Source organism: Pseudobacteriovorax antillogorgiicola, assembly GCF_900177345.1.
GTDB classification, from domain to species: domain Bacteria; phylum Bdellovibrionota_B; class Oligoflexia; order Oligoflexales; family Oligoflexaceae; genus Pseudobacteriovorax; species Pseudobacteriovorax antillogorgiicola.
In genome coordinates, this window is sequence record NZ_FWZT01000011.1 from 20303 (window position 1) to 46371 (window position 26069).

21 protein-coding genes are annotated in these 26069 nt (G+C 45.3%); 8 read left to right on the plus strand and 13 right to left on the minus strand.

Annotated features, from left to right (window positions below; all coding sequences use genetic code 11):
• Positions 1-100 precede the first annotated feature (100 nt).
• Both B9N89_RS15165 and B9N89_RS15170 read left to right on the plus strand, forming a co-directional pair.
• On the plus strand, positions 101-1363 hold the full coding sequence (locus tag B9N89_RS15165; protein WP_132320251.1) for a sensor histidine kinase: 1263 nt from the start codon (positions 101-103) through the stop codon (positions 1361-1363).
• A gap of 141 nt (positions 1364-1504) precedes the next feature.
• Positions 1505-1954, plus strand: coding sequence for a hypothetical protein (locus B9N89_RS15170; RefSeq protein WP_132320249.1), 450 nt, complete (start codon positions 1505-1507; stop codon positions 1952-1954).
• On the opposite strand, the gene B9N89_RS15175 is transcribed toward B9N89_RS15170, so the two are convergent.
• The 8 genes from B9N89_RS15175 to B9N89_RS15210 all read right to left on the minus strand — a co-directional run bounded on the left by B9N89_RS15175 (position 1951) and on the right by B9N89_RS15210 (position 12435).
• Positions 1951-3285 (minus strand): sigma 54-interacting transcriptional regulator, encoded by a 1335-nt coding sequence (locus B9N89_RS15175; protein WP_132320247.1) that lies wholly within the window; start codon positions 3283-3285, stop codon positions 1951-1953. The two genes, B9N89_RS15170 and B9N89_RS15175, sit on opposite strands and share 4 nt — an antisense overlap.
• Before the next feature lie 12 nt (positions 3286-3297).
• Positions 3298-3792: a hypothetical protein gene (locus B9N89_RS15180; RefSeq protein ID WP_132320245.1), complete on the minus strand. Its 495-nt coding sequence runs from the start codon at positions 3790-3792 to the stop codon at positions 3298-3300.
• Positions 3789-5234, minus strand: a complete 1446-nt coding sequence (locus tag B9N89_RS15185) for a HAMP domain-containing sensor histidine kinase (RefSeq protein WP_132320243.1) — start codon at positions 5232-5234, stop codon at positions 3789-3791. Before B9N89_RS15185 ends, B9N89_RS15180 begins: the two co-directional genes overlap by 4 nt.
• A gap of 477 nt (positions 5235-5711) precedes the next feature.
• Positions 5712-8477: a cytochrome c3 family protein gene (locus B9N89_RS15190; RefSeq protein ID WP_132320241.1), complete on the minus strand. Its 2766-nt coding sequence runs from the start codon at positions 8475-8477 to the stop codon at positions 5712-5714.
• Entirely contained in the window at positions 8464-9822 is a 1359-nt protein-coding gene (locus B9N89_RS15195; protein WP_132320239.1) for a hypothetical protein, read from the minus strand. The genes B9N89_RS15190 and B9N89_RS15195 overlap by 14 nt, the downstream gene beginning before the upstream one ends.
• A 76-nt stretch (positions 9823-9898) precedes the next feature.
• Positions 9899-10141 (minus strand): hypothetical protein, encoded by a 243-nt coding sequence (locus tag B9N89_RS15200; protein WP_132320237.1) that lies wholly within the window; start codon positions 10139-10141, stop codon positions 9899-9901.
• A gap of 10 nt (positions 10142-10151) precedes the next feature.
• Complete coding sequence (locus B9N89_RS15205) at positions 10152-11492, minus strand: NAD(P)-binding domain-containing protein (RefSeq protein WP_159455392.1); 1341 nt, start codon at positions 11490-11492, stop codon at positions 10152-10154.
• Positions 11493-11574: 82 nt separating this feature from the next.
• A complete protein-coding gene (locus B9N89_RS15210; RefSeq protein ID WP_132320233.1) occupies positions 11575-12435 on the minus strand; it encodes a hypothetical protein in 861 nt (286 codons plus the stop codon).
• 206 nt (positions 12436-12641) lie between these two features.
• Here B9N89_RS15210 and B9N89_RS15215 point away from each other — a divergent pair, with 206 nt between their 5' ends.
• The gene (locus B9N89_RS15215; RefSeq protein WP_132320231.1) at positions 12642-13073 is read left to right on the plus strand and encodes a hypothetical protein; all 432 of its coding nucleotides are present in this window, start codon (positions 12642-12644) and stop codon (positions 13071-13073) included.
• 348 nt (positions 13074-13421) lie between these two features.
• Here B9N89_RS15215 and B9N89_RS31375 read toward each other — a convergent pair whose 3' ends face one another.
• Complete coding sequence (locus B9N89_RS31375) at positions 13422-13583, minus strand: hypothetical protein (RefSeq protein WP_159455393.1); 162 nt, start codon at positions 13581-13583, stop codon at positions 13422-13424.
• Positions 13580-14653 carry a trypsin-like serine peptidase gene (locus B9N89_RS15220; protein ID WP_132320229.1) on the minus strand — a complete coding sequence of 358 codons (1074 nt, stop codon included), beginning with the start codon at positions 14651-14653 and terminating at the stop codon, positions 13580-13582. Before B9N89_RS15220 ends, B9N89_RS31375 begins: the two co-directional genes overlap by 4 nt.
• Positions 14654-14877: 224 nt before the next feature.
• Between B9N89_RS15220 and B9N89_RS15225 the strand changes: the two genes are divergently transcribed.
• On the plus strand, positions 14878-15951 hold the full coding sequence (locus tag B9N89_RS15225; protein ID WP_132320227.1) for a response regulator: 1074 nt from the start codon (positions 14878-14880) through the stop codon (positions 15949-15951).
• 26 nt (positions 15952-15977) lie between these two features.
• Here the strand turns inward: B9N89_RS15225 and B9N89_RS15230 are convergent, their stop codons facing one another.
• Entirely contained in the window at positions 15978-17156 is a 1179-nt protein-coding gene (locus tag B9N89_RS15230) for a hypothetical protein (RefSeq protein ID WP_159455394.1), read from the minus strand.
• 195 nt (positions 17157-17351) lie between these two features.
• The gene (locus B9N89_RS15235) at positions 17352-18737 is read right to left on the minus strand and encodes a hypothetical protein (protein ID WP_132320223.1); all 1386 of its coding nucleotides are present in this window, start codon (positions 18735-18737) and stop codon (positions 17352-17354) included.
• A 265-nt stretch (positions 18738-19002) separates the two neighbouring features.
• On the opposite strand from B9N89_RS15235, the gene B9N89_RS15240 reads away from it, so the two are divergent.
• From B9N89_RS15240 to B9N89_RS15255, 4 genes are all read left to right on the plus strand, one after another.
• Entirely contained in the window at positions 19003-20007 is a 1005-nt protein-coding gene (locus B9N89_RS15240) for a PilZ domain-containing protein (RefSeq protein ID WP_132320221.1), read from the plus strand.
• Positions 20008-20170: 163 nt separating this feature from the next.
• Positions 20171-20773, plus strand: a complete 603-nt coding sequence (locus B9N89_RS15245; protein WP_132320219.1) for a chemotaxis protein CheX — start codon at positions 20171-20173, stop codon at positions 20771-20773.
• Positions 20770-22737: an ATP-binding protein gene (locus tag B9N89_RS15250; protein WP_132320217.1), complete on the plus strand. Its 1968-nt coding sequence runs from the start codon at positions 20770-20772 to the stop codon at positions 22735-22737. The genes B9N89_RS15245 and B9N89_RS15250 overlap by 4 nt, the downstream gene beginning before the upstream one ends.
• Before the next feature lie 13 nt (positions 22738-22750).
• Positions 22751-23131 (plus strand): response regulator, encoded by a 381-nt coding sequence (locus tag B9N89_RS15255; protein WP_132320215.1) that lies wholly within the window; start codon positions 22751-22753, stop codon positions 23129-23131.
• An 85-nt stretch (positions 23132-23216) separates the two neighbouring features.
• On the opposite strand, the gene B9N89_RS15260 is transcribed toward B9N89_RS15255, so the two are convergent.
• Positions 23217-25976 (minus strand): 7TM diverse intracellular signaling domain-containing protein, encoded by a 2760-nt coding sequence (locus B9N89_RS15260; protein ID WP_159455395.1) that lies wholly within the window; start codon positions 25974-25976, stop codon positions 23217-23219.
• Positions 25977-26069 lie beyond the last annotated feature (93 nt).

Genomic DNA, 26069 nt, shown 5'->3' on the forward strand with positions numbered 1-26069 from the left:
ATTATCTACGCAGTGTCATTTTTACCTTGGTACTGACTGCCATTGCGAATCTAGGTTACAATATTGGTAACCGCTGGGGATTCCTTGTTTGGGAGAGTGTATGAACCCTTTGCGCATTATTATCATTGATGACACCGAAGATATTCACAATAATATCAAGATTTTATTCCAATCTCAGAGCTCACAAGATGCCCTTGATAAACTGAGTGAAGAAATCTTTGGTGCAGGCAGCGCACCGTCTCGTCAACAAAGCGAACTAGAGATCGCTATAGATTCTGCCTACCAAGGGCAGGAGGGCTATGAGATGATCAAGCAGGCTGTGAAAGAGGGCAACCCTTACGCGGTCGCTGTGGTTGATATGAGAATGCCCCCAGGCTGGGATGGCTTGATGACTATTGAGAAAATTCGGGACGTAGATCAAGATATCGAGATCATCATCAGTTCCGCCTATTCAGATTACTCGTGGCAAGATATCGCCGATCGCCTTGGTGTCAGCAACAAGTATCTTTTTCTTTCCAAGCCATTTGAAGTTGCTGAGATGAAACAAATGATCGTAGCCCTCACTCAGAAGTGGACTCTAGACCAGGAAAACCGGAGCTATATTCGAAAACTTAAAGAAGCAAACGAAGAGGTTCAAGCAGCAATTCGCGCCAAGGATGACTTTCTTGGAGTCATGAGTCACGAGCTACGGACCCCACTAAATATTATCATTATGACCCTGGAAGATATTCTAGAAGCAGAATCTGATCCAGATACTGCTCGTATTCTCCAGAACTCTGAAGACTCCGCAAAATACTTGGCAAGGCTCATTGATAACATCATGTACTTCATTCACCTGGATAGCCACAACTTCCGCTTTGAAGAAACCCAGTTCTCTATGGATGATCTGGTCCAGGAGGTCATGGACGAGTGCCAGGTAGAAAACCACCGCGACCGACTCCAGTTCGACGTTGAACTCGACTCATCATTGCCAGAGGTCACTCTCGATCGCAAGCGCATGCGAATCGCCCTCCATCAACTCGTGGATAATGCTATCAAGTTCACAGATGAAGGACAGGTCAGGATTCGAATCCGTCCACAATCTAGCGGCACGTCTCTCTTTGTGGAAGTCGAAGATACTGGTATCGGCATGGGACCAATGGAACAAAAGCAAGCCTTCGACCTATTCTATCAGGGTGAAGCTACCAACCATCACAGCCGTACTGGCACTGGAGTTGGGCTGAGCTTGTGCCGAAAAATCGTTCGTTCCTTAGGGGGCGAAATCGGTTGCAAAAGCCAAGAAGCTATTGGTTCTACCTTTTGGTTCGAAATCCCCCTAAAGTCAGTCCCGGAGAACAAGGTGCCGGAAAAGAAGCTCGCCTGATCAAAAATCTTAACTTTCTGATTTAAAAAGAATTTCTTGCACTATGTACCTTGAGCTTGAGTTTGCTAAGGCTTATTGATTGCATCTCCCGCAGGCTGTGGTATCTCTGAGCAGTGTAAATGTGGCAAGCTAGGAGTCTCCATGCAGCAGGATGAAATTTCACAATCCATCATATCGTATCTTCAGCAGCACAATCGGCCAGACCTCGCCTTGATGCCTGACCAAATCAGCCAAGGCGTGCTCGATATCCTGATTGAGGATACTCGTCATATGGCCGAGGCAGCCTTGGAAAGTCGTCCACGTGCGGGGCGCTATATCACTCTCGCTGTCTTACTGCTTCATTCTAAGCTAAAGGGCCAGTCTTCCATCCAGATGACTGAAAGTGAATTACAGAAAAGCATCTCCCGCTATACTCAAGCCATCTACTTGGAAAATTTGAGCCGCCAAGGAATCATCAAGAACTTGAGACCAGCTGTTAGCCAAGACAACGTATTCGACCCTAATATCAGACCCGAATACGATTTGACTGAGCTTGGAAAGCAGGTCGCTAAAGAAAGCCTTCAGCCACTTCCTGATTACCAATCTACCTAACCCTGAGCCTTAAACTGAGCCGGCTGCAAGTTGTGGCGAGCCATCAGCTTGTAAAAGTCGGTTCGATTGCGCTTCGCTGCTCGCGCTGCTTGGCTTACGTTGCCTTTCGCCTGGCGCAGCACTTGAATCAAGTACTGCCTCTCGAACTCACTTTTGGCATCTGCCAAAGACTGTAGTTCCTCTGTATCTGGGGTTAGAGCCTCGCGGACCGAACTCTCAGAAATCACCGATGTCGTGCTCAAGACAACCAGTCTCTCGACAACATTGTATAGCTGACGCACGTTTCCCGGCCATTGAGCGTTGCAAATCAACTCTAAGGCCTTAGGAGCAAATGACTTCACTCGCGGCTTGTGTCTCGAAGCCACTTTTTGCAAAAATGATTTGGCTAGGAGAGAGATATCTTCACGCCTTTGGTTCAGTGTTGGGATGGAAAGACCAATCACGTTCAACTTATAAAAGAGGTCTTCCCTGAACTCACCAGCTTGAACTTTTTCTTCTAAGTCCTGATGGGTTGCCGACATAATTCGAATATCAGCAGCAGCCGCACTCAGGCTCCCCCCCGCTCGCATCTGACGTTCTTCTAGAACACGAAGCAGCTTAGCTTGCAAGCCGAGTGGCATTTCGGAAACCTCATCTAGGAACAAGGTGCCGCCCTTGGCTGCTTGAAACAAACTTTTCTGATCGTTGCCAGCGTTTTTAGTGGTTCCAAACAATTCAGCTTCTAAGAGATCCCCTGGTAGCGCCGCACAGTTAATGGCGATAAACGGCCCAAACTTGCGACGACTAGCATTATGGATGGCACGAGCAAGAAGCTCTTTGCCGGTGCCGCTTTCCCCTTGCAGAAGAATATTGCTATCTGACTGAGCCACGAGCTTGGCTTTCTTCAGAAGATCAAGCATAACCTGACTTTGGGTTATAATATCTGCACACCAAGCGTTCTTTTGTTGATCGGGTTGCTTGCCACTCTGAGTCAACGCTTTTTGAATGACTTTAAATAGCTTATCCTTATCAATCGGCTTGGTTATGAACGAGAAAACTCCCTTTTGGGTTGCTTCAACAGCTTCTGGAATCGTGCCATGGGCCGTAATAATAATGACCGGGAGGAACGGGCGACGACTGGAAACCTCTTCAAAAAGTGTCATTCCATCGATCTTATCCATCCTTAAGTCGCTTATGAGAACATCCGGCTCAAAGATATCTAGCCTCTGCAAACACTGCACTCCATCTGTAGCAGTCTCGACGACAAACCCCTCAGAGACCAGCCTCATTTTGAGTAGTTTGAGTAGCCCTTCATCGTCATCGACCAGTAGAATTTTTCCATGCTGAGTCATCATTCACCTCCTCTAACGGGCATTTCGTTGGGAACGTTTTTGGATTTTCTTTTCGATAGTTGAAAGAGCTTGCAACTTGTCTTGCAGATCTTTGGACTCCTTGCGATATTTTTCTGACGATTCATATAACCGCCGCTTAGCAGTTAGGTGGAGCTGGTACCACTGAGCTGCCAAGCGACTGTCCTCGTCAAGGTCTTGCCTTTTTGCGAGACGATTGAAGATCTGAGTCGCCTTTTGATAGTCAGATGAGCTTTGTGGCCGTAGGCCATAAGCTATACCCAGCTCGAAACTTGAAACCCAATCGTCCCGTTTACGATTTTTAATGCGTTTGGCTCGCTCTCTAGCAAAGGTCTTATCAGACATCTCCATAATATCCTTGCCATAGTCAACCCAGTAGTTCAAATCCCTATAGCCGACAAAGACAATGGTTTCCTCAAACTTCTGCGAGAGGTCTGTGGTACAACTAGCTGATAGAGCTAAACAGACGATAACTCCGATCTTTCTCATGAAAGCTCCTTATTTGCGATCACATGGGGAATATCCACTCTCATGTGAGCACCAATCAATGAATCTATGATCTGCAACTGGCCGCCGTGCGACTCAACGCACTCCTTTGCTACAGATAATCCTAGGCCTGTGCCCTTTAGTGGGCCCTGTTTGCGCGCGGTCCCTTGATAGAAAGGTAAAAACACCTTGTGTCGCTCCTCTTGGGGGATTCCCGGCCCTGAGTCGAGCACTTGGAACACAAGATTTTCTTGTCCTTCAGGAGACCAGTTAATTTCTATATAGCCACCCTTAGGTGTATAGTGCACAGCATTGGAAACTAAGTTATCAAGGGCTGCTCGCAGCACGGAGCGGTCAGCTCTCACCTGTAAAGCCTGACCTTCCACTTTAAGAGAAATCTTCTTACGCTTGGCCGTCAACTTATGAGCATTGACCGTGTCTTGTACTATCTCCTCCATATCAAACACGTCGGTATGCAGGTTAGGATCGCGGCGGAGTAGGTTGAAATCGAGGAGGTTATTAATCAAACTTTGAAAGCTGGTGGCAGCACTCGATAGAATTCCAACAACTTCTTGCTGAGCCTCGTTCAGTTTACCTGGAATCTGATCTTCAAGAAGCTCAATACCTTCCTTAATCGTTGATAGGGGGGTTTTCAACTCGTGCGATATATGTCTGAGGAAGCGTTTCTTTTCTTCTTCTGATTCTGAAAGCTGACGCCCTAGCCAAGATAATCGCTGGGCTACGCGCTGCAAATCCACGGGACCCTGGACTGTGAACTCCCCGTCGTACTCGCCTTGGCCAAGCTTACGAATAGCCGTATCTATTTGTCTCAAAGGCTTTAAAATCAGTGAGGTAAAAAGAAATACAAGGGCCACCGTTAAGGGGAGCAGCGTTACCACGTACAGAACAAGCTCCTGGCTCACTTCTTCCACAGATCCCTGAGCATCCTTGACGCGTTCGTTTAAAAATAGAGACCCTTCCTGATTGAGAGTCTGAACTAGGAAAAACAGTCGCTCAAACCGCGCCAACTCTTTATTGAAGGCAGGGTCCTTGTCATCGACTTGATTGATGCCCTGCTCCAGTTTTTCTAGCTCCTGAAGCAAAATTCTTGCAATGGGAACCAATTTTTCGCCGCGACTAATCAGAGTGATATCAGCCAAGGCATTTTGCGCAGCTTTGTATCGCTCATTGAACATGTCACGAATGGAAGGGTCACCCAGCAACTGATATTGGCGGGCAGATCGTTCCATATCTTCCAAATTGCCTTGGATCGTTCGCGTTGACTCGGTGAGTAGAACGATGCTGCTCATATCGGTTTCATGCTGCGTCGCCATGCGATCCAATGACTGAAAGCCGCGAATCGTGCCTAAAAGCAACGGCATGAGCACGACGACAAAGCCGATCAGGGTCAGGTGCAAAATGGTTGGTGGTTGAAACTTCTTCATGTGTCACCTTGATTCAGTTCACGATCTCACTTCTAGCACCTAAGTTCCTAAAACGGAAGATTTTTTAGCAAAAATGACTGTCTCTCGCTGGCAACAGATCCCCCTAAAATCGGCTATCACCCCGATTTAGCAACGGTATTGTATAGCAGTCATTATGACTTATTTGCAAGAAAAATAGTCGGAGTTCGGCAACAGGCACTTCCGTGCCCTGAAAACTCGTCAATCGTCGAGTCCCAGCAAGGCTAGATTGCTCTGGCCGCCTGTGTCGGGCTTTTGAGATAGTTAAAGTAAATCAGATTATTAGCTCCAAAGCATTGCGCGCCAAGGCTTCCATGGTTCGACATCCCGCGAAATTGTTACGCGAAAGTAATTTCACAAACCGCTCTAGCTCGTTTATCAAGGGATCAGTGGTAGGGCTCCTGGAGCCAGAGGATTGGTCAGCGGGCATCGCCTGCGCAATCTTTTGGCTCCTTCTTTTTATTCGACGGCGCCGCTGAACGAGAATGTATTATGACACTGCTCACAACTCTGGTACCGGCTGCTAGAGTGATTCGGACTGGTGACCAAGTCTGCCTGCGACTGATGACAGCCGGCACAATCTGTGGGTAGAGCCACGTAGTTGCCTTGGTTGTGACAACTTCGACAATCCGTCAAGCGATGCACTCCGCGGAGTGGAAACTGAGTCATATCGTGGATAAATGTCGTTGACTCCCAAACTGTCTGAGTATGACAGTCTTGACAGTCATTAAGGAAACCACCATGAGGATCATCTTCGTGGTGACAAACGCGACAGTCTTCGCTACTGCCTCGAAGAACCTTCTCCTCGATATGACACTGATCGCAACCCAACACTAGATGCACTCCTTCGAGTGTGAAGTCTTTATGGAAACCATCGGCCTTCTTCCAGCCTGCTTCTGTATGACACTTGGTACAGCGAGTCCCGTTAGTTCCTTTGTGAGGGTCCCGGTGACAAACTTGGCAATTGCGAGTTTTCAGATCGGGGAACATATACCGACCCTTTCTCGCCTTGCGCCCCTGGGTGAACCTCTTCGCCGTTCGGGTATGACACTCCTTACACTCGACCTTCTTGTGCTTGTATCGAAGTGCAAAGTTAGTTTCGCTGTGATTGAAACGCTTCAAGTCGCCAAAAGTCGAAGTCTTATGGCATTCTCCACAAGGCTTTCTATAGAATTTGGCTCTAAACATATCCCTGTGCTCGTTTTTATGGCAATTATCACAGAATCCACGGTTCTCTCCGGGGAATTGAAACTTATGAGCAACCTTTGGCGGTTTTGTAGGCAGTTTTTTGTTGGTCTTGACATGACATTCGAAGCAATTGTTTTTGACCTTCGCATGGCGACCAGTTAGCTTAAATCGGGTCTTATCGTGATTGAATGGTTTCCTCTTCGTAAATGAATTGGTCGTGTGACAATCAGTACAAGCTGAGCGCCTGATAAATTCTGGGCTGAACTGTTTGCGATGAACGTTATTATGACAATTCTCACAGTAGCCATTCTTAGCGAACTTGAATTTGAATTTGTGAGCTGTTTTAGGTGGCTTCGTCGGTAACTTGGCTCGGGTGGGAACGTGACACTTGCTACAGTTCTTCTCGAACTTTTTATGCTGCCCCGTGATTTTGAAATCAGTTATGTTGTGATTAAACGGCTTTCGTTTGCCGAAACTCATCGTTGTGTGGCACTCTCCACAGCCCATCCTGACAAACTTTGGTGTAAACTGCTTCTTGTGGACCGAGTCGTGGCAGTTCACGCAAAATCCTTTGTCAGCATTAGGAAACTTATATCGCTCCTTGCCATTTACCAAGTGACAGGACTTACATGGCTGATTGGTGTGTTTACCGGTCAAAGGGAAACGAGTATTTTGATGAAACCTACGATCCCCGCCAGGCATACCCTTAGCTCCTGCCATGATGTTCCAACCCCGAGGGGTGTGACAATCAGCACACTTAACCCCTTTAAATCGGCGATGGAAGGCACTGGAGTGAGGAGACTTATGGCAGGTCTCACAGGTTTTTGTTGTCAAGCTTTTAAAGTGATAGATCCGCCTCTCATTGGTTTTTCCTTTTGTTTGACCCTTGAGGGTTACATGACACTGGAAACAATCATTCCTCAAATGCTTTCCTTCAAGGGGGAAGATCGTTTGAGAGTTATGATTGAATTGAATATTTTGCTTCCACCCAAATTCATTGTGACATTGAGCACAGTTTGATAGTGAAGGCATCCGCTTAGGTTTGGTATTGCCGTAGCCATGATAGTCAGCATGACAAGAACCGCAGGACTTGTTTAGCCCCACCCATCGGAAATCCGCCAGCTTCTTGCCCTGATTTCCCGGCTTATGGCAATCGATACATTGATTTTGGGCATGCTTGCCGCGTAGGGGCCAACCAGTGACTTCGTGTTTAAAACCAGTGATATCCCATTTTTCTTGGCTGTGACAGGTATCACAATTCCCATTTTGGAACTTTGGACTGAGGTTTCGACCGTGATGATCCTCGTGGCAGGTGAGACATTTTCTAGTCTTCAAACCGGGAAAATCATAGATTTCAGACCCCTTACCTTTAGGAGCGTGACAATCGGAACACTTATTTCTAGCATGGGCTCCAATAAGCGCATAACCTGTTTCCCGAGCGTGATCGAAGAACTTCGTATCTTTCCACTCTGTCGTATTATGGCATTTGCTACATTCGACCTTCGCGAACTTACCCGTATAGCGATGGATATCGTCATCAGCATGACATTCGCGACAGGATGGAGACTTTCCAAACCATCTTGTATCACTTCGATTGATAGGCTTATTGAGCCTCTTTTCTGTATGACAGTCGGTACACTCGACTTTCGTGTGGGCGCCGTCAAGAATAAAACCTGTTCTCTTATGATCGAAATTTTTCTCGTCAAAACGGACGGCATTGAAGTCGCGACCCTTATGGTCCTTATGACAATCAACGCAGGCTTTACCACCCATCAGGCCATGAAAGCTCTTCTTCTGCCTAAGTTGAACCCCAATACCTTTATGACAATCAACACAGCCTTTATTTGGAATTCCGCCACCTGGATCGTGACAGGTGAGGCAATCCGTGTGCTCCAATTTTTCGTGCCCGATCATCAAAGGGCCTGGCGCAAGAAGCTTGTTCATCAAGCCTTCAAATTTCTTTGAATCGCTCTGGGCCAATGATGAACTCGCCATCATTGTGAGTAAAGCTGCGATGATAAACTTAAAGTTCCTCAAAGCTCATAGCCCTCTTGCGCGTTGGAGAAGTTGATTCCTTACCAAATTGATACCCTAAAGAGAACATCAACGACGTAACGGTACGATCCTCTGCTGTGCTTAGAATATAGGATGTACTTCCTCTTAGTTTATCGGATGTGTAGAAAGCAAAATCCAGATGAATTGTCTGCGGATTCAGCGTATCACCAGTATCAAAATTCTCCGTTTCCATGATGTAAGCGGCTGACAGACTATAAAAATTCTGGTAATAGCGAGTTGATAGCTTAATATAGTTGTCATCCGATTCAAAGTTATCACGTTGCCCATAGTAAGCGCCCAGGCTAAGCCTTCGTCTCAACATGCCACGATAAGTAGCACCGACTTCTAGTTCTGTGCGGCTTAGTCCATCAGCAGCTCTCTGGGCGTACTCAAGCCCGTAGGTGAAGTTTAAATCTCGGTTGAATCGCTGTGTCACGGTGGATTTTAGAGCGTTCAGAGTACTTGGCTCCAGATCGTCACGAATATCCTTTTTCAGCCGATAATCCTCCGCTGTTATGCGGGTAAAAGATGATCGAACCCTAAACTTCGTTAAGTAGTATCCATGGGTGACGTAAGCTCTGCGTAAGCTAGCAGATGGCATAACATCAAAATTCACGTAGCTAGAAACCCGATGCTTGAACCCAAGGTTGAAAATACCCTGATGGTAATAGTAAACCTTATTGACAAAATCATCGAGCTCGAATGAGGGTGCCTGAGCCAAGGTATTGATCATAAAGGTGGTATCCATGCGACCGGCATTTTCTCGCTTATAAACTGAATAAATACCACCCTGGTTGCCATCAAACCCTCGCTCGTCTGGACTGACACTAGCAGGAGTCACCACATCCTCGGGCGCAATTCCAATAAACCCCCCGACCCGGTGAGATCGGTTCAGACGATAGCCGTATTCTCCACCATCATTTGCAATGATCCCAGCCTCAGGAATCGAAAACCGGCCTACGGTATAGTAGCCTCGATTGACTTCCCAAGGTTTTTTATAAGCAGCCTGGCGGATGATAAATTCATTGGAAGATTCAAGGCTTAGAATCTCGGAGTTAGCCTTCCCAAAGAAGTCATACTTATCCCGAAGGTCTAAAACGAAGCCATCGCGGCGCGAAAACAAGTCCTCACCTTCTAGGAAAAGCCGAGTGCTGATGATAGAAATATCATTTGACTCCTCTCCCTGGATAGGTTCGGAGTAACGGATTTGACTGTTGATGGCTCCAAGACGCACCTGCCCCGTGTAATCAGCTGCGATTCCCTTTGTTGCCAAAGATAAGCAGGCTACACCGATAGCGGCGACAATCTTTTCGACTTCAGCGTTCATAGGTCCGATGCTTATTAATATACATTCTAGTGTATCAGCTCCACTAAAACCGTACTAGTTAGGGACTTCTACAATGCTATCTCACGAGACTGATCACAGACCAATCTGGAAATGAGTGACACGAAACACAATCGCCAGTGCGGGTGTGAGAGTCCCTATCTGGACGGGTTTCCTCGTGACAAACATTGCATTCAGTAAAAGTAAGGTGAGCCCGGCGATCGCTAGGGCTTTTAAAATCCTCACTTGCTTCTGGAGCCTCGACTCCACAGCTACTACTAATTAAGATCATACTCCCTATGATGAATCGAAGCTTATTCATGACTTGGTCCCTACCCGGTTTTCACAGCTTCGCCATACTTGGTGTCTATCACTACCCCCAAACTTTCCAAAAATTTGAAAGGTAATTCAGCTCCAGCAAAAATAAAGAGAAAATCGTTTTGAAGGCGAAGCCTTTGCCCTTGACGATCTACTATTAAATAATCTTCATAAATTTCGGATACGACTGTATCAAAGCACATCACCACCTTCTTTTTCTTCGCCATGTCAAAGATGATGTTCTGATTGTCTTCGTTACAGCGATCGAGTTGCGGACCTCTAACTAGAAGATACACTCTATTCTGAAGCCGACTCTTGGCTAGGTACTGAGCGGCCTCAACCGCCGCGTTACCCCCACCAACAACTGCGATATCACACTTCTGATACTGATCTGGATCGAGAAGATTGTACGTTACCTTCGTACTTTCCTCGCCCTTTAAGCCGAGTTTTCGGGGACTTCCTCGAACTCCCATTGCCATAATCACCTTGCTAGCCGTGATGATTCCATTGTTGGTTTCCACATGGAATATGCCGTTTTTCTTCTTCAAATTTATAAACTTTGCATTCTCTTTGATCTGCAAATTGTACTTCTTACGAAGTCCTCCCCAGACAGCCAAGATTTCTTCTTTTGAGACTTTGTTTCTAGGAAACTTTACCATCCCCGCAAGGGGAAATTCGAGAGGGTGAGACATAACAACTTTCTGCTTTGGAAAGTTATAGATCGTCCCCCCAAATTTATTCTGCTCAAGGCAAATATACTTTTTCTTTTTTTCTGCGCAGGTCAGAGACGCTGCAAGTCCCGCTGGCCCTGCTCCAACAACGAGGACATCATATTCAGCTTTACCTGGAGAAACTTTTGAGCAGGCATGCTCTGCAGCAAGTTTGCCTTGCTTAACGGCATTTCTGATTAGCCCCATGCCTCCAAGCTCGCCCGCGATATAAAGACCACCGACATTGGTCTCATAATAAGGGCTGATCCTAGGGAGTTGCATCCCCCGCGTCTTGGTTCCGAAGACGAGTTTGATGGCATCGAGAGGGCAGGCCACCTCACAGGCTCCATGCCCCACACATTTAGTAGGTTCTATAAGCTTAGCCTTGTGATGGATGAGTTTTAGGATTTCCCCTTCAGGGCAGGCCGTGACACAGGCTCCACAACCACTGCATAGGTTGGGGTCGATCTCTGGATGGAGAGTCATAGGCTCATCCATCTTCTTCTCAACCGCATCTTTCCACTTCTTTTTTGCTACCTTTTCGTGCTTTTCCCGGCTTTTGACACCACGAAGGGCTAGGTAGACAAAGAATCCAACTCCAAATACCCAAAGATATTCTGTCAAAATATAGTACAGCTTAAGCATACCGGTCCCCATACAAAGCCCGAGTATTATCGACTTTCCCGTCACTAAACTTTAGTTTTCGCTCTGTGTTTCGGCGCAACAACTAATTTACTTTAAATATCAGAGAGGAAACGATGTGAATGATAGCGACAACATACATAAATATCGCAAAGGGAGTATGAAAGGTTCGCCAATATCCGAAGAGAAGCTGATAGTAGTGCATAAAGATTAGACGCCTTTTGATGAATGCCCAGTCCCGTAATTTTTTTCGTATCGGCCGACTTCCCCCCCACGGTGTTGCTGGAAGCCTGAACATGAGGTTAATGTCCCCCGAAAACGAGCGAAAAATAAATTCAACCAAGCCCATCTGTCTTAGAGATTCGCCCATAACACCGCCCGTAGCCTGGTATAAAGCAATGGCCTTCGCTCGCTCCATATCCTGCTCGCCGATGCCACGACTAGAGATTCGCACGTAGTTATGAAACCCTTGTTCGAAAGCGTCCAGTGTAGAGCGAAGACCGGTCTTTCGCTGCAGCAGTTGGATGTAAAAATACCGTCCAATAATACCACTCACAAAGCTCACGACCATGCTCCAGAAACTGATGGCAACAAGCCCACCAACCTTAAAATTGCAGTGGAAGACAATCAGAGTGGGGCCCATTAAGCCAAAGAAGATATGCCAATCAAGCCAAGCTTGCAAGTTACCAAGCTTCTGTAAGGAGTGGACCCGTTTGCGAATAATATAAAGATTTGTTAGAGCCATCACCCCAAAACCGAGCCAACCAAGAAAGTAGCTCACTGGCTTACCAGGTCGAGGATCGAAACGTCGACAAGAATCAAATAGGAAGCATTGTATATCGAGCATCAGACCAGTGAATCGAAAATAGCCATTGGCAGCTAGGTATTCGATTGATAACCATGAGGTTATCGCGATCCACACCAACGTGAGGCCCTTTAGAGTCATACGAATTCACTCTTTTCTGATCGTCATTCTCATCCTATAGTAAATAGTATACAACTAAAATTAACTCAGACCTATCTACGGGAGCAATGGTTCAGCTAAATGGTTTTCAAAAATCGACCGATTAGCAGATGATCAGGGGCCAACTTATAGCAATTCTCAGAGTGGATTCATGGTCTTGACAATAACCCAACACCACGGAGGAACCGATGATTCGGGTATTTTTCTTAATTGCACTCGGTCTTTACACTAGTGGCTACGGAGACAAGCACCATGGACATGGTGAAAGCTACAGCAAATGCGAATCGGATAAAAAGAGCTTATGTGGCGAAGGTTCTGCCTTTGCTAACGAAACAAAGACAAACTGCCTACAAGAACAATTTGAAAAAATAAAAGATAAAGCCTGTAAGGAGCAGCTAGAGGCATCCCGTAAAGGTTGGCAAAAGCTTCAGGATAGTTTCAAGGCTGTAAAGAAAACTTGTGATGCAATCGTTGACAAAGAGTGTCCCGAGGATAAAACCTCTCAAAAAAACTATAAGGTTTGTCTCATGATGAACTCAGGAAAGCTGAGTCTTGAGTGTAAAAACGAGCTTAACCGCCACATCAAAGAACACCTTCCTGGCATTCGCGAAGTCAAGTAAGACCTTCATATATTTTTAAGAGGAAAAGAAAAAAGAGAGACTCCATCTTGGGTCTCTCTGTTTCCCGTCTTGTAGAACAAGACAAAAGCTAACACTCATACTCTTCTCGTGTCAGCTAGTTTGCACAACATATGCCATCTACAAAGTATGGTATTATCGGCTACTTAAACGTAGACCTATGTTCGAGGAAAAAACCATCCGAAGATTGATATCGAGGGGATTGAGGGCTAAATAAATGATTTTATTGGCAATAGTTCCATGTGTCTCGCTTTACATAGGCTGGGAAGACCTGCCTAACCCTAGCGATTGATATAAAGCACTAATATTAAATAATTTTCTAAGACACTTCTAATCTGAGATAGTCCATATTTTGCCTTGAACATCAGAGAATCCGCTCCAAGAATCCAAGCTCTGGATTAGGTTCAAATCGGCCTCGACTTGGTGATTATCTGCAATCTTACAGCTCATTAAGACACTGGCTCCGAAGATGAAGTAAAGTAATAGCTTCATTTTTGCACTCCTATGCGGCGCTCTCCAATTTTCTCTCCCCCTTGATTGAAAGCTTGCAGAGTCAAATCAAAACTGCTGCCAACAAGCCTTTGCTTAGACCTAAAGAAGGTTCGACCTGCCGGACCATCGATAGCTTCAAACGCCAAAACTCGATCGCAATCCGGGCCAGAGCATGCCCTTAAACCTTGGGTTTCAAGGGACGCTGAAGCCATTAGATAGAAGCCATCACTTCCATCTTCATCAACAGCGACGTAGATCTTTGACCTGGCCTTGAATTCCTGTTCATAGGATCTATTTTTTCCATCGGGAAAAAGGCTTCTCAACAGAGGAGATGCCTCGTATATCAACCACGCCGGGGTCCCAAAATTCCAAGCTTGCGACTGATCTTTGCTTGATCGATCCCAATCACTGGTTCCAAATTTACTTGGACCACCCTTAACAACTGCGATCAGCATTTGATTCTCTGCCTTAATAATACCTCCACCAGAGTTGCCGTTGATGACTCCAATATTGTAGTAAAGTGAGCCTTCTGCAAGGCGCTTCGCGCGCCCCTGGGCATAGGTGGCCTTCCATACAGAGCGCTTGTCGTCTGGAAAACCGACAGTGAAAATCAAGTCACCCTGATTCGAGCGATCGTCGATCCATAGATCTGAAACTGTGGTTGCAACATACGCGGGGTATTGTTGCCCTTCGCGAGGGCCTCCAGCTGGCCATCGAATCCTAGCGATGGTGTAATCGAGATCCTGATTCAATTCCAGAACTTCGTCGACCTCGATATCGTTCTCTTCACCTGCTCCTACAGCGAGCCCGGAGGTATAGAGTTCGCCGACTGCGGGTCTACAATGAGCAGCTGTTAATAAGTATTGTGGGTTGAGTAGCGTCGCTGAACAGCTACCATTGCGAACTGTCCAAGACAATTCACTCTGATCCGCATCATGCCGACGTTCGTTCCCGCTAGGAAGCCCACTTTGGTCTTCTCGATAAATATTATTGAGAAGGCTTGGAGATGACTCCATACAAGAGATCGTTAATAGTGACAAGAAAGGCCATATTTTTCGTTTGATCGACATGATTTTCCTCCCTCTTTCCGATTGCAAATCAGAGGCCTATGTATCGTTCCTGTCGGAGGAATAACATTCTAATATTACAGCATTTATTTTCATTTCGCGAATCGAGTTTCAAATAGCAGTGTCACTATCTTTGACAATTGTCCTCTTTCGTCAGAATCACGATTAGGTATTAAACTGCCCTAATAATCTACCGATCTCTTACTGTCGCTGGAAAAAGGACTATCATGGATTTTGAAATCGAAATTAAGAGAGAATTTCTCCTTGAAGCCCGAGAACTGGTTGAACAAGCCGAGGAGGCATTTCTTGACTTCGAACGCAACCACTCAGACCTGACGGTGATTGACAATATTTTTCGCTTGTTCCACACCCTTAAGGGATCCGGGTTTACCGCGGGATTTGACCAGCTCGGCAACTTTACTCACAAACTCGAAAACATCCTGTCGGCCTTGAAATCGCGGGAAATCAATGTCACTCCTGAGCTGTGTAACACTCTCATCCAATCAAACGACATCCTATCAGACTGGATTAGTGATCTTCAGGATGATATCGACTACTTCAACCCTAAAGCAGAGGCCCTGGAGACGGAGCTAAAATCATTCCTCTCTGAGTCCAGCTCTGCACCAGTCAGTGAGGTCCAAAAGCCCTCACAAGCATTTGGAATGTTTGACGATGATGAGGATTCAAGCGAAAACGAAAGCTTTGCTGCTCCACAAATTATCGTTCCAACTCCGATCAAGAGCACAGCCATTGGTCGAGTTCTTGTTGTCGACGACGAGCCTGATATTAGAGAATTGATCCAAATGTATCTGGAAGAAATAAATCTGGAGATCATCACTGCTGGCAACGGCCAGGAAGGATTAGACTTCTTTAAATCTGGAAACAAACCAGACCTAGTTCTATCTGACCTTCGCATGCCCCAGATGGACGGCCTACAGTTTATTGGTAAGCTGCGAGAAATAGAGCCTGATATACCAGTTATTTTTATATCGGGTGCTGCGGAACGAGAGGATATTATCAGCTTTATCGAGCTTGGTGCCTTCAACTTCATCGAAAAACCAATCACTCGCCAGCTATTGCTTCATCAGGTAAAAAACGCCCTATCGTTTCGCAAGACTCAAGAGAGTATCACCAAAGTCTCTATGCTAAACTTTAAAGTCCATATGGCCTGTTACCAATTAGTTCGAACCAAAGACCAAGAGAAAAAAGCCAAGCTAGAAAACGAAATTCTTGCCTTACTCGAGCAAATATCCGAACTTAATAATGAAATGATTAACTATAAGAATCTAAGCGTCGCTTAAGCTAAGCTTAGTGAACCCTTCGAGTCTTACTCAGGGGTTAAGAGACTTACCATCCAAAGAAAGTCGACGCCACTAAACGTCTCTGTACATTCGCCGGAGTGAGGAGTGTATTCGATCGAATCCCTTTGCCAAAGATAGTCCGCTTTTCGATCGCAGTTTTGTGGCAACCGATCAGCGGGGAATTGATCCATCGAAAGCAGCTCTTCAAGCATCTGTGCCTTTGATTTTTCGGTCAGTGCCCCGGCGCTCCGCAGCTGGAGCCAACGGAAGAAGAGATTCCGTTCATCAAGGTCAACTAGCTTATGAGAAACCCACATGAGTCTCTGATCCTCGATCGAGTGACTTTTAAAGGGGTTAAGAAGCTGATCCAACAGCTCTGTCACAGACCGAACCTTGTTGAGGCTCTTCTTAGCCCTCAGCTCCATTTCTAACCAAATCACTAGTGCGTTCAGGTGAGAGGTGTAACCACGACCTGCAGTGAAGGTATCAAACTCAATGGTTGAAAATCCGTATTTGATGTCTGGTGGTAAGGCACTATCAGCAATTCCCTCGCGACGGGCCAAATGCCTTATAATTTCAGCAAGACCTGGACTCAGCTTTGAAACGTAAAATGGGCCGCTTCCAATATAGCCGCCAGTCTTATCCACATAGCTCATGAGATCCTGAAGATAGAGCCGAGAGTCCTCTGGTCTTTGGCTTAAGGCTGCAAGGAGACCGACAATCATATCACGGGATGTCCACCGACGTTTGCATTTAGGATGCCGATGCCACTTTCCATGATCATTGGCCTTGAGAATCGCTTGCCATGCGTCGTTTGCTTCGCCATGAAGACCCATTTTCTTCAGGGCAACATATCGTAGGCTGGAAAACAGCAAGCTATCGCACTCTGCCAAGATCCTATTATAGTGGTCATCATGATTTACCACCATGCCCATGGACAGGTTCTTCTTTTGAATTTCTTCTTCGTAGAAAAGAGCCCTCTGATAGGCTTCGGTAAGAAGCGTTTGGTACCTGCCGTAGTCCTGGTAACTGGTCTGAATAGATTCATTCCGTAGCTTAGCGGAAAGCTGGAGGACGTTACCCGTCGTACCAATTATTTGGAAAAAACCCATTCCAAATAGGCAAACCACGAGAAATATAGATAGACTAGCAACCTTCTTCATGACGATCACCCAAACCATTGCATCTTCTAATCTTTTCGGCAAACATAAGAGAAATTTTAAGGGGAATATTAGTTATACTAATAGTGTAAGATTTTCTAATTCATTTCAGTCAGTAAGGAATGAGCAGAAGCCAAGAAAAATATTCTTAAAGTAAAAATCCCATAACAATCCAGCTCAAATAAAACTGAATCCTCCTTGGGATTTTCAAAGTTGACTCGTTTCAATAGAGCTGACAAATTAGAACAAGAGCACATCTCCGGGGGCGTGCTTTTCTGATTCATTTTCTGCTGCATCAGGGATAAAGAACTCGCAAGAATATTTTTCTTGATCTGTTACAAGGGACTTGTTTACTAACTTGAAAACATCTATTTGGATCGCTGCCCAGTCCTGCGACTGGCGATCGAGGTAGCCCTGAATCGTTTCAGCTTCTGCAAATCGATGTTCTAAGATTTGGCGCAGAAGGTCAAAGCCCTGGAGCAAGATCACGGCGTCGCTGATGGCAGAATCTATACTTTCGATCTGACTCAAAAATTCTACTTTGGTTTCTTCCCAGCTATCCTCTGATAGGGGGTCCATGATTTCCAAGATATCTCTGATTTGAGCTAGAAGCTCACCAGTAACTTTCTCGTCTTCGACCTTCTCAAGCCTAGTTTTGAGGGTGCTTACGATCGATAGCTTTGATATTTTAGATCCTGTATTCGCACCAATTTCCTCTACATGAGGCAGCATTGGCTTCAGAGACAGGGTTGTTTGTGTGAAATCTTGAATCAGTTGATAAAGAGGGAATCTGTCGGAAAAGTCCTCTTTATCTGCTAACAACTGCATCTCTAGCAGAGTTTTTTGACTATTTTCTGTCGCACTCTTCATAGCCTCAGATAATTGAGCGCAGGATTTTTGCACCTCATCCACAATTGCATCGATACCATCGGAAGTATGAGCATTATCACAGTGAGAAACCAAAGAGACAGCTTCCTCAGAACTACGCACGCCCAACTCAATTTCCTTCAGAAGGTTGGCGAGGGTCAAGCTTAGGGATTCGACAAGGTCAAGTGCGAGAAAGCCAGTCGTGTTTGCGAAGTTGCAGTAGTCAAACCAGAAGTTATACTCATCCAAGTTTTCACGGTACCATTTTGCTTTTTCAGGCCCTGCGGCTGTCGCGGACTGCCCAAATTTATCTGGACAAATAAAGTTGTCGCGACCAATAATCTCTTCATTTGAACTGACGCGAAGAAAGGCACGACTAGTCTCGTTAGAGATGAGCTGGAGGTCTTGAGTTGAGAGAAACACATTTTTCGTCCGAAGTGTCGGACAATCGACTTGAACAACGTTTAGCTCAACTTGGTCCAGCTTGTAGTTTCTATTCACCTCGGGCATTAGCCTAAGATAGTTGAAAATATGATTAGGAATATTTGTGAGTGTCACCTGGGAGTCTAGCTCTCTAAGATACTTGTCAAGCCGGATAACACCGTTCCAACTAGCACTCATCAGGTTCGAACAATCGAACTCATTGGTCCCGTCCACCATCTCGTCGATGACCTTAAAGTTCGTCGTATCGCTTATTACCCCATGGAGAAATAGCGTGTGATCGGCTTTATGCACTTTGAAACGGTTTCTGATAGACACGTTAGCTCCCTACTTTTCGAGTTGCCTTTTATCGCACGTAGAATAGGTATCGGAGGCGTTATCCGCTCCCCTAAAAACCTTTTTAGCCTCTCGCCTAAGATATGGTAACAACTGCTTTTTTTGCGACCAATTTGATAACATTTAAGCACTACTAAAAGGAGCATTTTTCCTTTTACAAAAGGTAATGTTTCAATTCGACTTAAGTTATGAAAAATACGACCGAAAGCCAGAAATGTAGAGGATTACTAAAATCCGGAGAGAGCTGATGAAATTTAATTATAGCGGAAGGGGGACCCTTGCTTGCGTCAAGGTCATAGAGTTGGGTCAGATTTCTCATCGTTATCCTATAGAAGCCGTATTCGATCGTTTGGCCCAGATTCAGGCAATTCTTCGAGACTCTTGCAATCGCCATGGAGGCTTATATTCTGGTGATATTAGCACCACCTTCTACACATTTTTTGGCTGGGACGCTAGCACTACACAAGACCCTTTAGAGCACACCCATGCGGCATTTAAATGGGCACAGTATGTTCAAAATTACTTGGCTCAGGAAATCGCTGGTCATGATACAGAAGCCCCACTCATTCTCTTAAGAATCGGTCTGAATACTGGCTACTACCATATTCATCGAGACGTTGAGCAAAGCTTTCAATCGCTTGTTACGGATGATTTTCCCTTGATAGACCAGTCCACCGATCTTTGTGGGATCAATGGAATTATCCTAAATGAAAAACTACTCCGAGCATTAGCGCAGCATGGTGTGAAACTCCAGCATCTTCACAAACTCAAGGAGAAGTTCCCCCACCACGCTAACCTCTTAACCTTTTATGAGTATAATGCGGTCTCACCAGACACGAACCTAAACAAAAAGGTCATCACTTGTGTCAAAGATAGTCTTAATCGACGAGAAACAAAGCGCTGGCCCTGCGAACATAGCCAGTTCGAAATCAAAGACCTCCAAACTGATGACTCATTTTCAATCAGCAATTTATCGGTTGATGGCTTGGAAGTGGTAGGAAATCAACCGAAAACAACTGGATCTTTTTTCAAATTTTGCTTCGTAAGCAATGAAGAATCGATCATTCAAGAACTCGTTGCAAATGACTTAAATCTGGTCGAAGCCCAAGTCCGTTGGCAAAGACATGATGGTCAATTTTACCGCATTGGTTTAAGAATTGAAAACGTAACTCTCAGTGACCGGGAAGAAATCGTCAGAATATTGCTATTTCCCGGAAAGAAGGGCTCTCTTCTGAGCTTAACTGCCTCCTGAACGAGATAGTATCTGACAAGAGGCTATCTTATTGGATTCCCCAGAAAGAAAATCAGCGGAATAGCTTACATCGTACCATCGGTTTTTGCTCAATGTTTGATATGACCTGCCGATAGCATCTCGTAATTGGTCAAATTTCGTTGTTTAGCGAGGAAACCGGTTTATGAGTGAAGCAACAGATATCACCACCTCTGAAGACCGTGAGCGAACTGTCGAAAACCTCAGGACAATGATCAGGGGCAAAGTGCTCTCGACATTGACTAAATCCGCGCGTTTAGAGGAATCGAGAATTGTAGAAGTAGAGAATACAGACGACTTCGTCTACGGACACTGGATGGCATTCATCCTTATATCCGGATCGTCTGTGCGTGTCACACTTAAACTTCACTTTAGCAATCGAACGGCCAAAATCATGCTTGGCAATAAGGTGAAAAATGAGACTGATAAAGACAAGCTCGAACGTATTTCCATGGACTTTATGAAAGAACAGTGCAACCTCATGGCTGGTGCGCTTAAGACAACCTTCAATAACTCAAAAATTATCACTGGACTTTCGATTCCATTAGTAACGAGAGGTTTTGATGAAGCTGTTTTTTCTGACAAGCTTGACCACGGCAAGATCAACGATGTTTGGCGACTAACATGGGGTCAGGAGGAGGGTGATGTTATTTGCTCCTCCGTTACTGAGGTACTACAGTGGTCGGACTTTAATGGTTTTTCCTACGAGGAAGTAGATGAAGACGACGACGAAGGAGTTTTCCTATGAGCAACGCCTATAAATTGGATCCACAAAACGAACAGGCAAAAGCTGAGATTATTGCTGCTGAAGGACTACGAGCAAGCCACGAGATCATCACAGTTTTAGAAAAGTGTAAATCGTCATCCGAACATATTCTCGATCAGTTGCCGGACCTACTAGTCATCATGTCCCTAGACGGACGAATTCTAAAAGGCAACCTCGCGGCTGCTCGACTAATGGGTGTTGATACTGAGGATATCCTAAATAGAAACCTTTTTGACGTATTTCATGTAGAAACTCGAAATATCATGAAATCGAGGATATCATCACTCCTTAAAGACCGCAATTTGAAGCAGCAACAGTTTGAGCTACCGATTATCAACAAAGACTCCCATCAAGTGGAGCACCTTTGGACCGTCAGTCTATTTACCCAAATCAGTGAGCGACGAGGACCGTTAATCAAGGTTCTTGGCAAGGATATTTCGAAGATCAAGGAGTTCGAGAAGAAGCTTTCTCAAATCTTCTCTGCCATTCCCCTTGGTATTTTTACTGTAGACTCTCAAGGAAATATTGAATGGCCATACTCACTGTTTACTGAGTATCTGCTTGGCCAGGATAAACTCGCAGATATGCCCCTCGATGAGGTACTCTTCAAGCCTATGTGGGATTCCCTCGATAGCATCGAGAAAACTGGTGCAGGGCAAGTTGTTGATTGCATAGGTGGTGACACTCTGTGGTTCGACATGGCTAAGCTTCATTTTCCAAAAGAAGTTCGGTTCACCCGCGAGACTCCGGATGGTGTGAAAACTTGCTGGTTGGGAATTACCTATCACCCTATCGTTCACGAGAACAAGATTGAAAAGCTCATGATCGTTCTCGAAGATCGAACTGAAGTCGTAGAAGCTCGACGTGCACTCGAACTTCAAAGAGAAATCGAAAACAATAAGATCAAGAAGATCCTTGAAATTCAGAATTGCTCAGGATCACTTTTGGAAGTCACCTTCTCTGACTTCGACCTCCTATTCCCGAGGCTCAGCAAAGAATGTGAGGATTATGAGCCCGAAAAGGTCGCAAGAACCCTTCATGGGATCAAAGGCATCGCTAGAACTGCCGGCTTTAGTGACCTGGAGCACCATGTTCATGCCTGCGAAGATAAGCTACTCGCATCGATCTCTGACGAGAACGTTGATCGGCAGTGGCTTACAGATACCATTGGCTCTCTAAAAACTGAGTGGCACGAGCTTAGATCCCTATGTTTCGCACTTTCTGGGAGACAACACGGGCTACAGATCAAGCAAGTCGACTACATGGAAGTCCTGCACGAACTCAAGGAACTTCGTACTAACCTAGACGACGAAGGCCGTCGTCATGCCGACAAAATTCTTGAAAAGCTCGGTGGAGGCCAGTTTGCTGAAGAAGTAGAACTGGCCACACTCGAACCCAAACTAGAAAAGCAGCTCAATGTTACTGCCTCATCTTTAGAAAAGAAGATTGACTTAAGATTCGATTGGGACGGCGTTCAAGTCATTCAAAATGAAATTTTGACTTTCTCAGAAATATTCTTACATCTACTAAATAATTCAATTGATCACGGGGTCGAAGCCCCAGCAGAACGAAAAAAAATGGGGAAGGGCGAAACCGGTACAATAATATTCCATGCAGATATGAGAGAAAAGCATGTTCACATTGAGGTTTCTGACGATGGTCGCGGAATCGACAAAGATAAAATCCTCAAAATCGCCATTGAAAAAGAGATCATTACCCAGCAACAGGCTAGCAAACTCAAAACCGATGAGGATATACTAGAGTTAATGCTTTTACCTGGCTTCTCAACAAAAAAAGAGGCCGACACGATCAGTGGTCGGGGTATCGGCCTTGACTCTGTGAACGACGCGGTGAAAGCATTGGGCTGTACCAAACTATATATTAAATCGGAAATCAACAAGGGTACGACCTTTGTTTTCGACGTTCCGTTAACAACTGTCGATTGATGGAGAATCAACTATGGCTAAGATCTTAATCGCTGACGACTCTGAAACCCTAAGGACTGAACTGCGGGAAGTTCTTGAGGGAGCTGGTCATGAGGTAGTCGAAGCTGTCGATGGAACTGACGGCGTGAAAAAGGCTGAAGAAGCTGAGGGTGTTCAGCTGATTATCAGCGACTACAACATGCCCGGCCTAGACGGCATTACCATGATTCGGAAGATCAAAGAGATCGATCGCTATGGTAGCGTTCCAGTCGGAATGCTAACAACAGAATCGTCAAAAGAGCTAAAAGCTACTGGCAAAGAAGCTGGCGTGATCGTATGGTTTGTTAAACCATTTGAGCCAAATCGACTATTGAGTACTATTGATAAAGTACTTGAGAAGTTTGCTGCGGCATAGATTCGTTCTAAAAATTAAATTGTCTCATGAAGCCCTCTCCTAGTTGAAATCTAGCGAGGGCTTAGATCGTGCCCGCCTTTGCCTATCATCCTACGGAAGCATGAATCTTAAGAATATCTGGTGCGGGAACATCAAAAATCAGACTAAAAGCTCTGAAGCCATTTTCCAGCTCAGGACCTAACTCCACATCAACCTGTCCACCTAGCTCGTATACGAAGGACTTAACTGCTTCCATCCCGACTCCTCGTCCTGAAATGTCAGTTACCATTTCCGAGCAGCTAACCCCAGACTCGAAGATTTGCTCAGCTACTTGCTGATCGTCATTCAAATCGATATCTACACCACTCTCGTTGGCTTTTATGCGAAGCTTCTGTAGGTTGAGACCCTTGCCAGAGTCTCGATACTTGATCAACCTTCTATCGCCCTTCTTCTCAATATGGATAAAGATCCTACCCCGTTTTTCAGCCTGAAATCCATGGTCCATACTGTTTCGAATCAGATGTACGAACATATCTTCATACTTCTCAGCACCTTCCTTGCTAATAAAGAAGTCTTCCCCTTCAAAGACGACCTCAGGACAAGGTTTACCCAACTGCTCAGCTAAGGATGGCATCGAGTCCATCAATGGCCGCAAGGCCTTCTGGAAGGTATCATTGGTTAAGTAATTAAGCCTATCAAATAGTTTAGTTACCTCTCGCCTGTGGTAAAATTCTCTTAGATGACCACCATCAGCCAATTCTTTGAGGAAGTCTGTCACGCGCAAAAGGGTATTTTCCGCCTCAATAGCTTCGGATCTTTCCAAGGTGTGGTCATTAATCTCCCGGTATTCGTTAAGAACATCGACCACCTCACCAAGTCCTTGCAATGCATTTAATACCACTTCTTGTGAGATTTGGTTTTTTGGAACTGAAAACAAGTAGTCTTCCAATCGATGTACCGTTTCAGTAATCTCGTCGAATCCGTAGGTTCTAGAGTTACCCTTAATTGTATGAATATTACGTAAAACCGTTGTCCAGTGATCAGCAGGATTTGATGAATTGAGATGAAATCTAGAGTCATTAATTAAAGTGAAACAAGATTTTATGTAACCTGTGAATTTTGAACCATTTAGTTTGAGAATCTTGCCAATCTTAGCCAATTCCTCTTCCTTGCTCCTGGCCTCCTCCCGAGCAGCATACAGTTCGGTAACGTCCCGTATCGAGACGAGGAGCTTGCCGACTTCGTCGTTTTGATTCGCTACCGGTGCCCAGTCGAATTCCAAGATGACTTTTGTATCCTTTATTTTTGTTTCCACAGAACTAGGGAGAACATGTTGATTCGCTTCGAAATTCAGTATGTCTTCACCGATCATCGCTTTGACACTAGTTTGTAGGAGGCTGAGTTCATCAGCCTTTAGCTGAGATGGCTCAAACACGATCCTCATGAGTGATTTACCTTCTAAAGACTCCGAGCCCAGAATAGTCTCCATAAAACCGCTGTAGTGACCCTTGACCTTTAGATCGTCGTCAACGGTACAAATACCTTGTTTGATGGAGTCCATCATGACCTTAATCTCTTGATTTTTTGCCCATAGATCGGCTGTGCGCTCTGCGACTAGACTCTCAAGTTTCGTCTTCATCATCTCAGTCACACGATTTGTTTCAATCTGAGCTTCTAGGGCCTCCTTCTGCGCATGACGGATCTTGCGATTGATTTCGTTAATTTTTGCTGTCTGCCCCACAGCAAGAGTAAGTGCTTGGAACGCCGCTGATAGCTCGACGCTATAGACGGACAGGAATGTGACCGGAAGGACACCAAACTTTTGTAGCCCGTAAACCACCGAGGCAGCGATCAAGGCAAACCAAGATATCATAAAATACTTAGCAGGTTTGAAGCCTTTTCTGTAGCAATAGGCACTTGATGCCACCAGAACAATGTCAAAAAGAAGACCAAGTAGCGTGTAAACTTTGATGAACTTGTAGGGCAAGACTAGACTTAGTGCCGCACAAGAACCTAGAATTGCCAGGGATACGATGAAGGCATAGTTCCAATAGCGATATTTTCTTATGTCTAGGAAGACATAAGTATACAGGCCTGCGGCAAAGAAAACCAAAGGCGTGGTTAGCGCTGAAGCTGCATTGGTAAACCAGATGGAGTCACCCCAAACGTACTCCATAGTTACACCATTCATTGTCATCTTGAAGGCTGCGAGCGCAAAAACATAAAATGCGTAAAATAGATACTCGCGATTCTTTGCGCCGATGCCGATAATTAGGTAATACATACCCATGATCAGCATCAAACCAACAAAAATACCTTGCCCAAATTGGCTTTCATGATCCTGAGCCGCATACTGGTAAGCTGACATTAGCTTAAGTGGAATCTCTGCCGAACCCTCAGTCTGGACTCTCAGGTATAGATCCCGACCTTCAGAAGGAGAGAAACGTAACTTGAAGTATGTATACCGGTGCTTGACATCCCTATTATCAAACGACCTTCGATCTCCACCCAGTTTGCTGACGACTGTCCCGTCGTCATCCAAGTAGTAGAGGTCAACATAGTCGAGAAGGCTATATTCGACTGCCAGAACCCATTCTGTTGGCCTGGTATAGTTGCTTTTAACAGGCAACTTGAACCAAAATGCGGACGTATTGAAGCCAAAGTTCGCGGTATCCTTCGATAGAGCCTGAAACTTAGTCTGAAGCTCTGGGGTCACAACATCCGTAAACTCTAGATTTCGGCTTTCATCCCTCAGAAACTCAGCCTCGGGACCAAGATTGTAGGTTTCAATTCCCGGCTCTAACTCCACAGAATTTGCCAATTGAGGCCAAATTAATACCAGGAGTAATAAGTAGTGACGCCCCATGTTTACCTCGATAATCCCTTGATGCCAACTGTGAGATCTAATCGGCGTAGAATTAATACGGGTTAAGCAGTCTGTACTAGTCCTTGTCAAGAC

Excerpts from the sequence above, each read along its gene's own strand:
- B9N89_RS15260 (WP_159455395.1), bottom strand. The coding sequence starts at position 25,976 with ATGGGGCGTCACTACTTATTACTCCTGGTATTAATTTGGCCTCAATTG.
- B9N89_RS15165 (WP_132320251.1), top strand. The coding sequence starts at position 101 with ATGAACCCTTTGCGCATTATTATCATTGATGACACCGAAGATATTCAC.
- B9N89_RS31375 (WP_159455393.1), bottom strand. The coding sequence starts at position 13,583 with ATGAAGCTATTACTTTACTTCATCTTCGGAGCCAGTGTCTTAATGAGC.
- B9N89_RS15255 (WP_132320215.1), top strand. The coding sequence starts at position 22,751 with ATGGCTAAGATCTTAATCGCTGACGACTCTGAAACCCTAAGGACTGAA.
- B9N89_RS15200 (WP_132320237.1), bottom strand. The coding sequence starts at position 10,141 with ATGAATAAGCTTCGATTCATCATAGGGAGTATGATCTTAATTAGTAGT.
- B9N89_RS15195 (WP_132320239.1), bottom strand. The coding sequence starts at position 9,822 with ATGAACGCTGAAGTCGAAAAGATTGTCGCCGCTATCGGTGTAGCCTGC.
- B9N89_RS15170 (WP_132320249.1), top strand. The coding sequence starts at position 1,505 with ATGCAGCAGGATGAAATTTCACAATCCATCATATCGTATCTTCAGCAG.
- B9N89_RS15220 (WP_132320229.1), bottom strand. The coding sequence starts at position 14,653 with ATGTCGATCAAACGAAAAATATGGCCTTTCTTGTCACTATTAACGATC.
- B9N89_RS15180 (WP_132320245.1), bottom strand. The coding sequence starts at position 3,792 with ATGAGAAAGATCGGAGTTATCGTCTGTTTAGCTCTATCAGCTAGTTGT.
- B9N89_RS15205 (WP_159455392.1), bottom strand. The coding sequence starts at position 11,492 with ATGCTTAAGCTGTACTATATTTTGACAGAATATCTTTGGGTATTTGGA.
- B9N89_RS15250 (WP_132320217.1), top strand. The coding sequence starts at position 20,770 with ATGAGCAACGCCTATAAATTGGATCCACAAAACGAACAGGCAAAAGCT.
- B9N89_RS15175 (WP_132320247.1), bottom strand. The coding sequence starts at position 3,285 with ATGACTCAGCATGGAAAAATTCTACTGGTCGATGACGATGAAGGGCTA.
- B9N89_RS15215 (WP_132320231.1), top strand. The coding sequence starts at position 12,642 with ATGATTCGGGTATTTTTCTTAATTGCACTCGGTCTTTACACTAGTGGC.
- B9N89_RS15210 (WP_132320233.1), bottom strand. The coding sequence starts at position 12,435 with ATGACTCTAAAGGGCCTCACGTTGGTGTGGATCGCGATAACCTCATGG.
- B9N89_RS15240 (WP_132320221.1), top strand. The coding sequence starts at position 19,003 with ATGAAATTTAATTATAGCGGAAGGGGGACCCTTGCTTGCGTCAAGGTC.
- B9N89_RS15185 (WP_132320243.1), bottom strand. The coding sequence starts at position 5,234 with ATGAAGAAGTTTCAACCACCAACCATTTTGCACCTGACCCTGATCGGC.
- B9N89_RS15245 (WP_132320219.1), top strand. The coding sequence starts at position 20,171 with ATGAGTGAAGCAACAGATATCACCACCTCTGAAGACCGTGAGCGAACT.
- B9N89_RS15225 (WP_132320227.1), top strand. The coding sequence starts at position 14,878 with ATGGATTTTGAAATCGAAATTAAGAGAGAATTTCTCCTTGAAGCCCGA.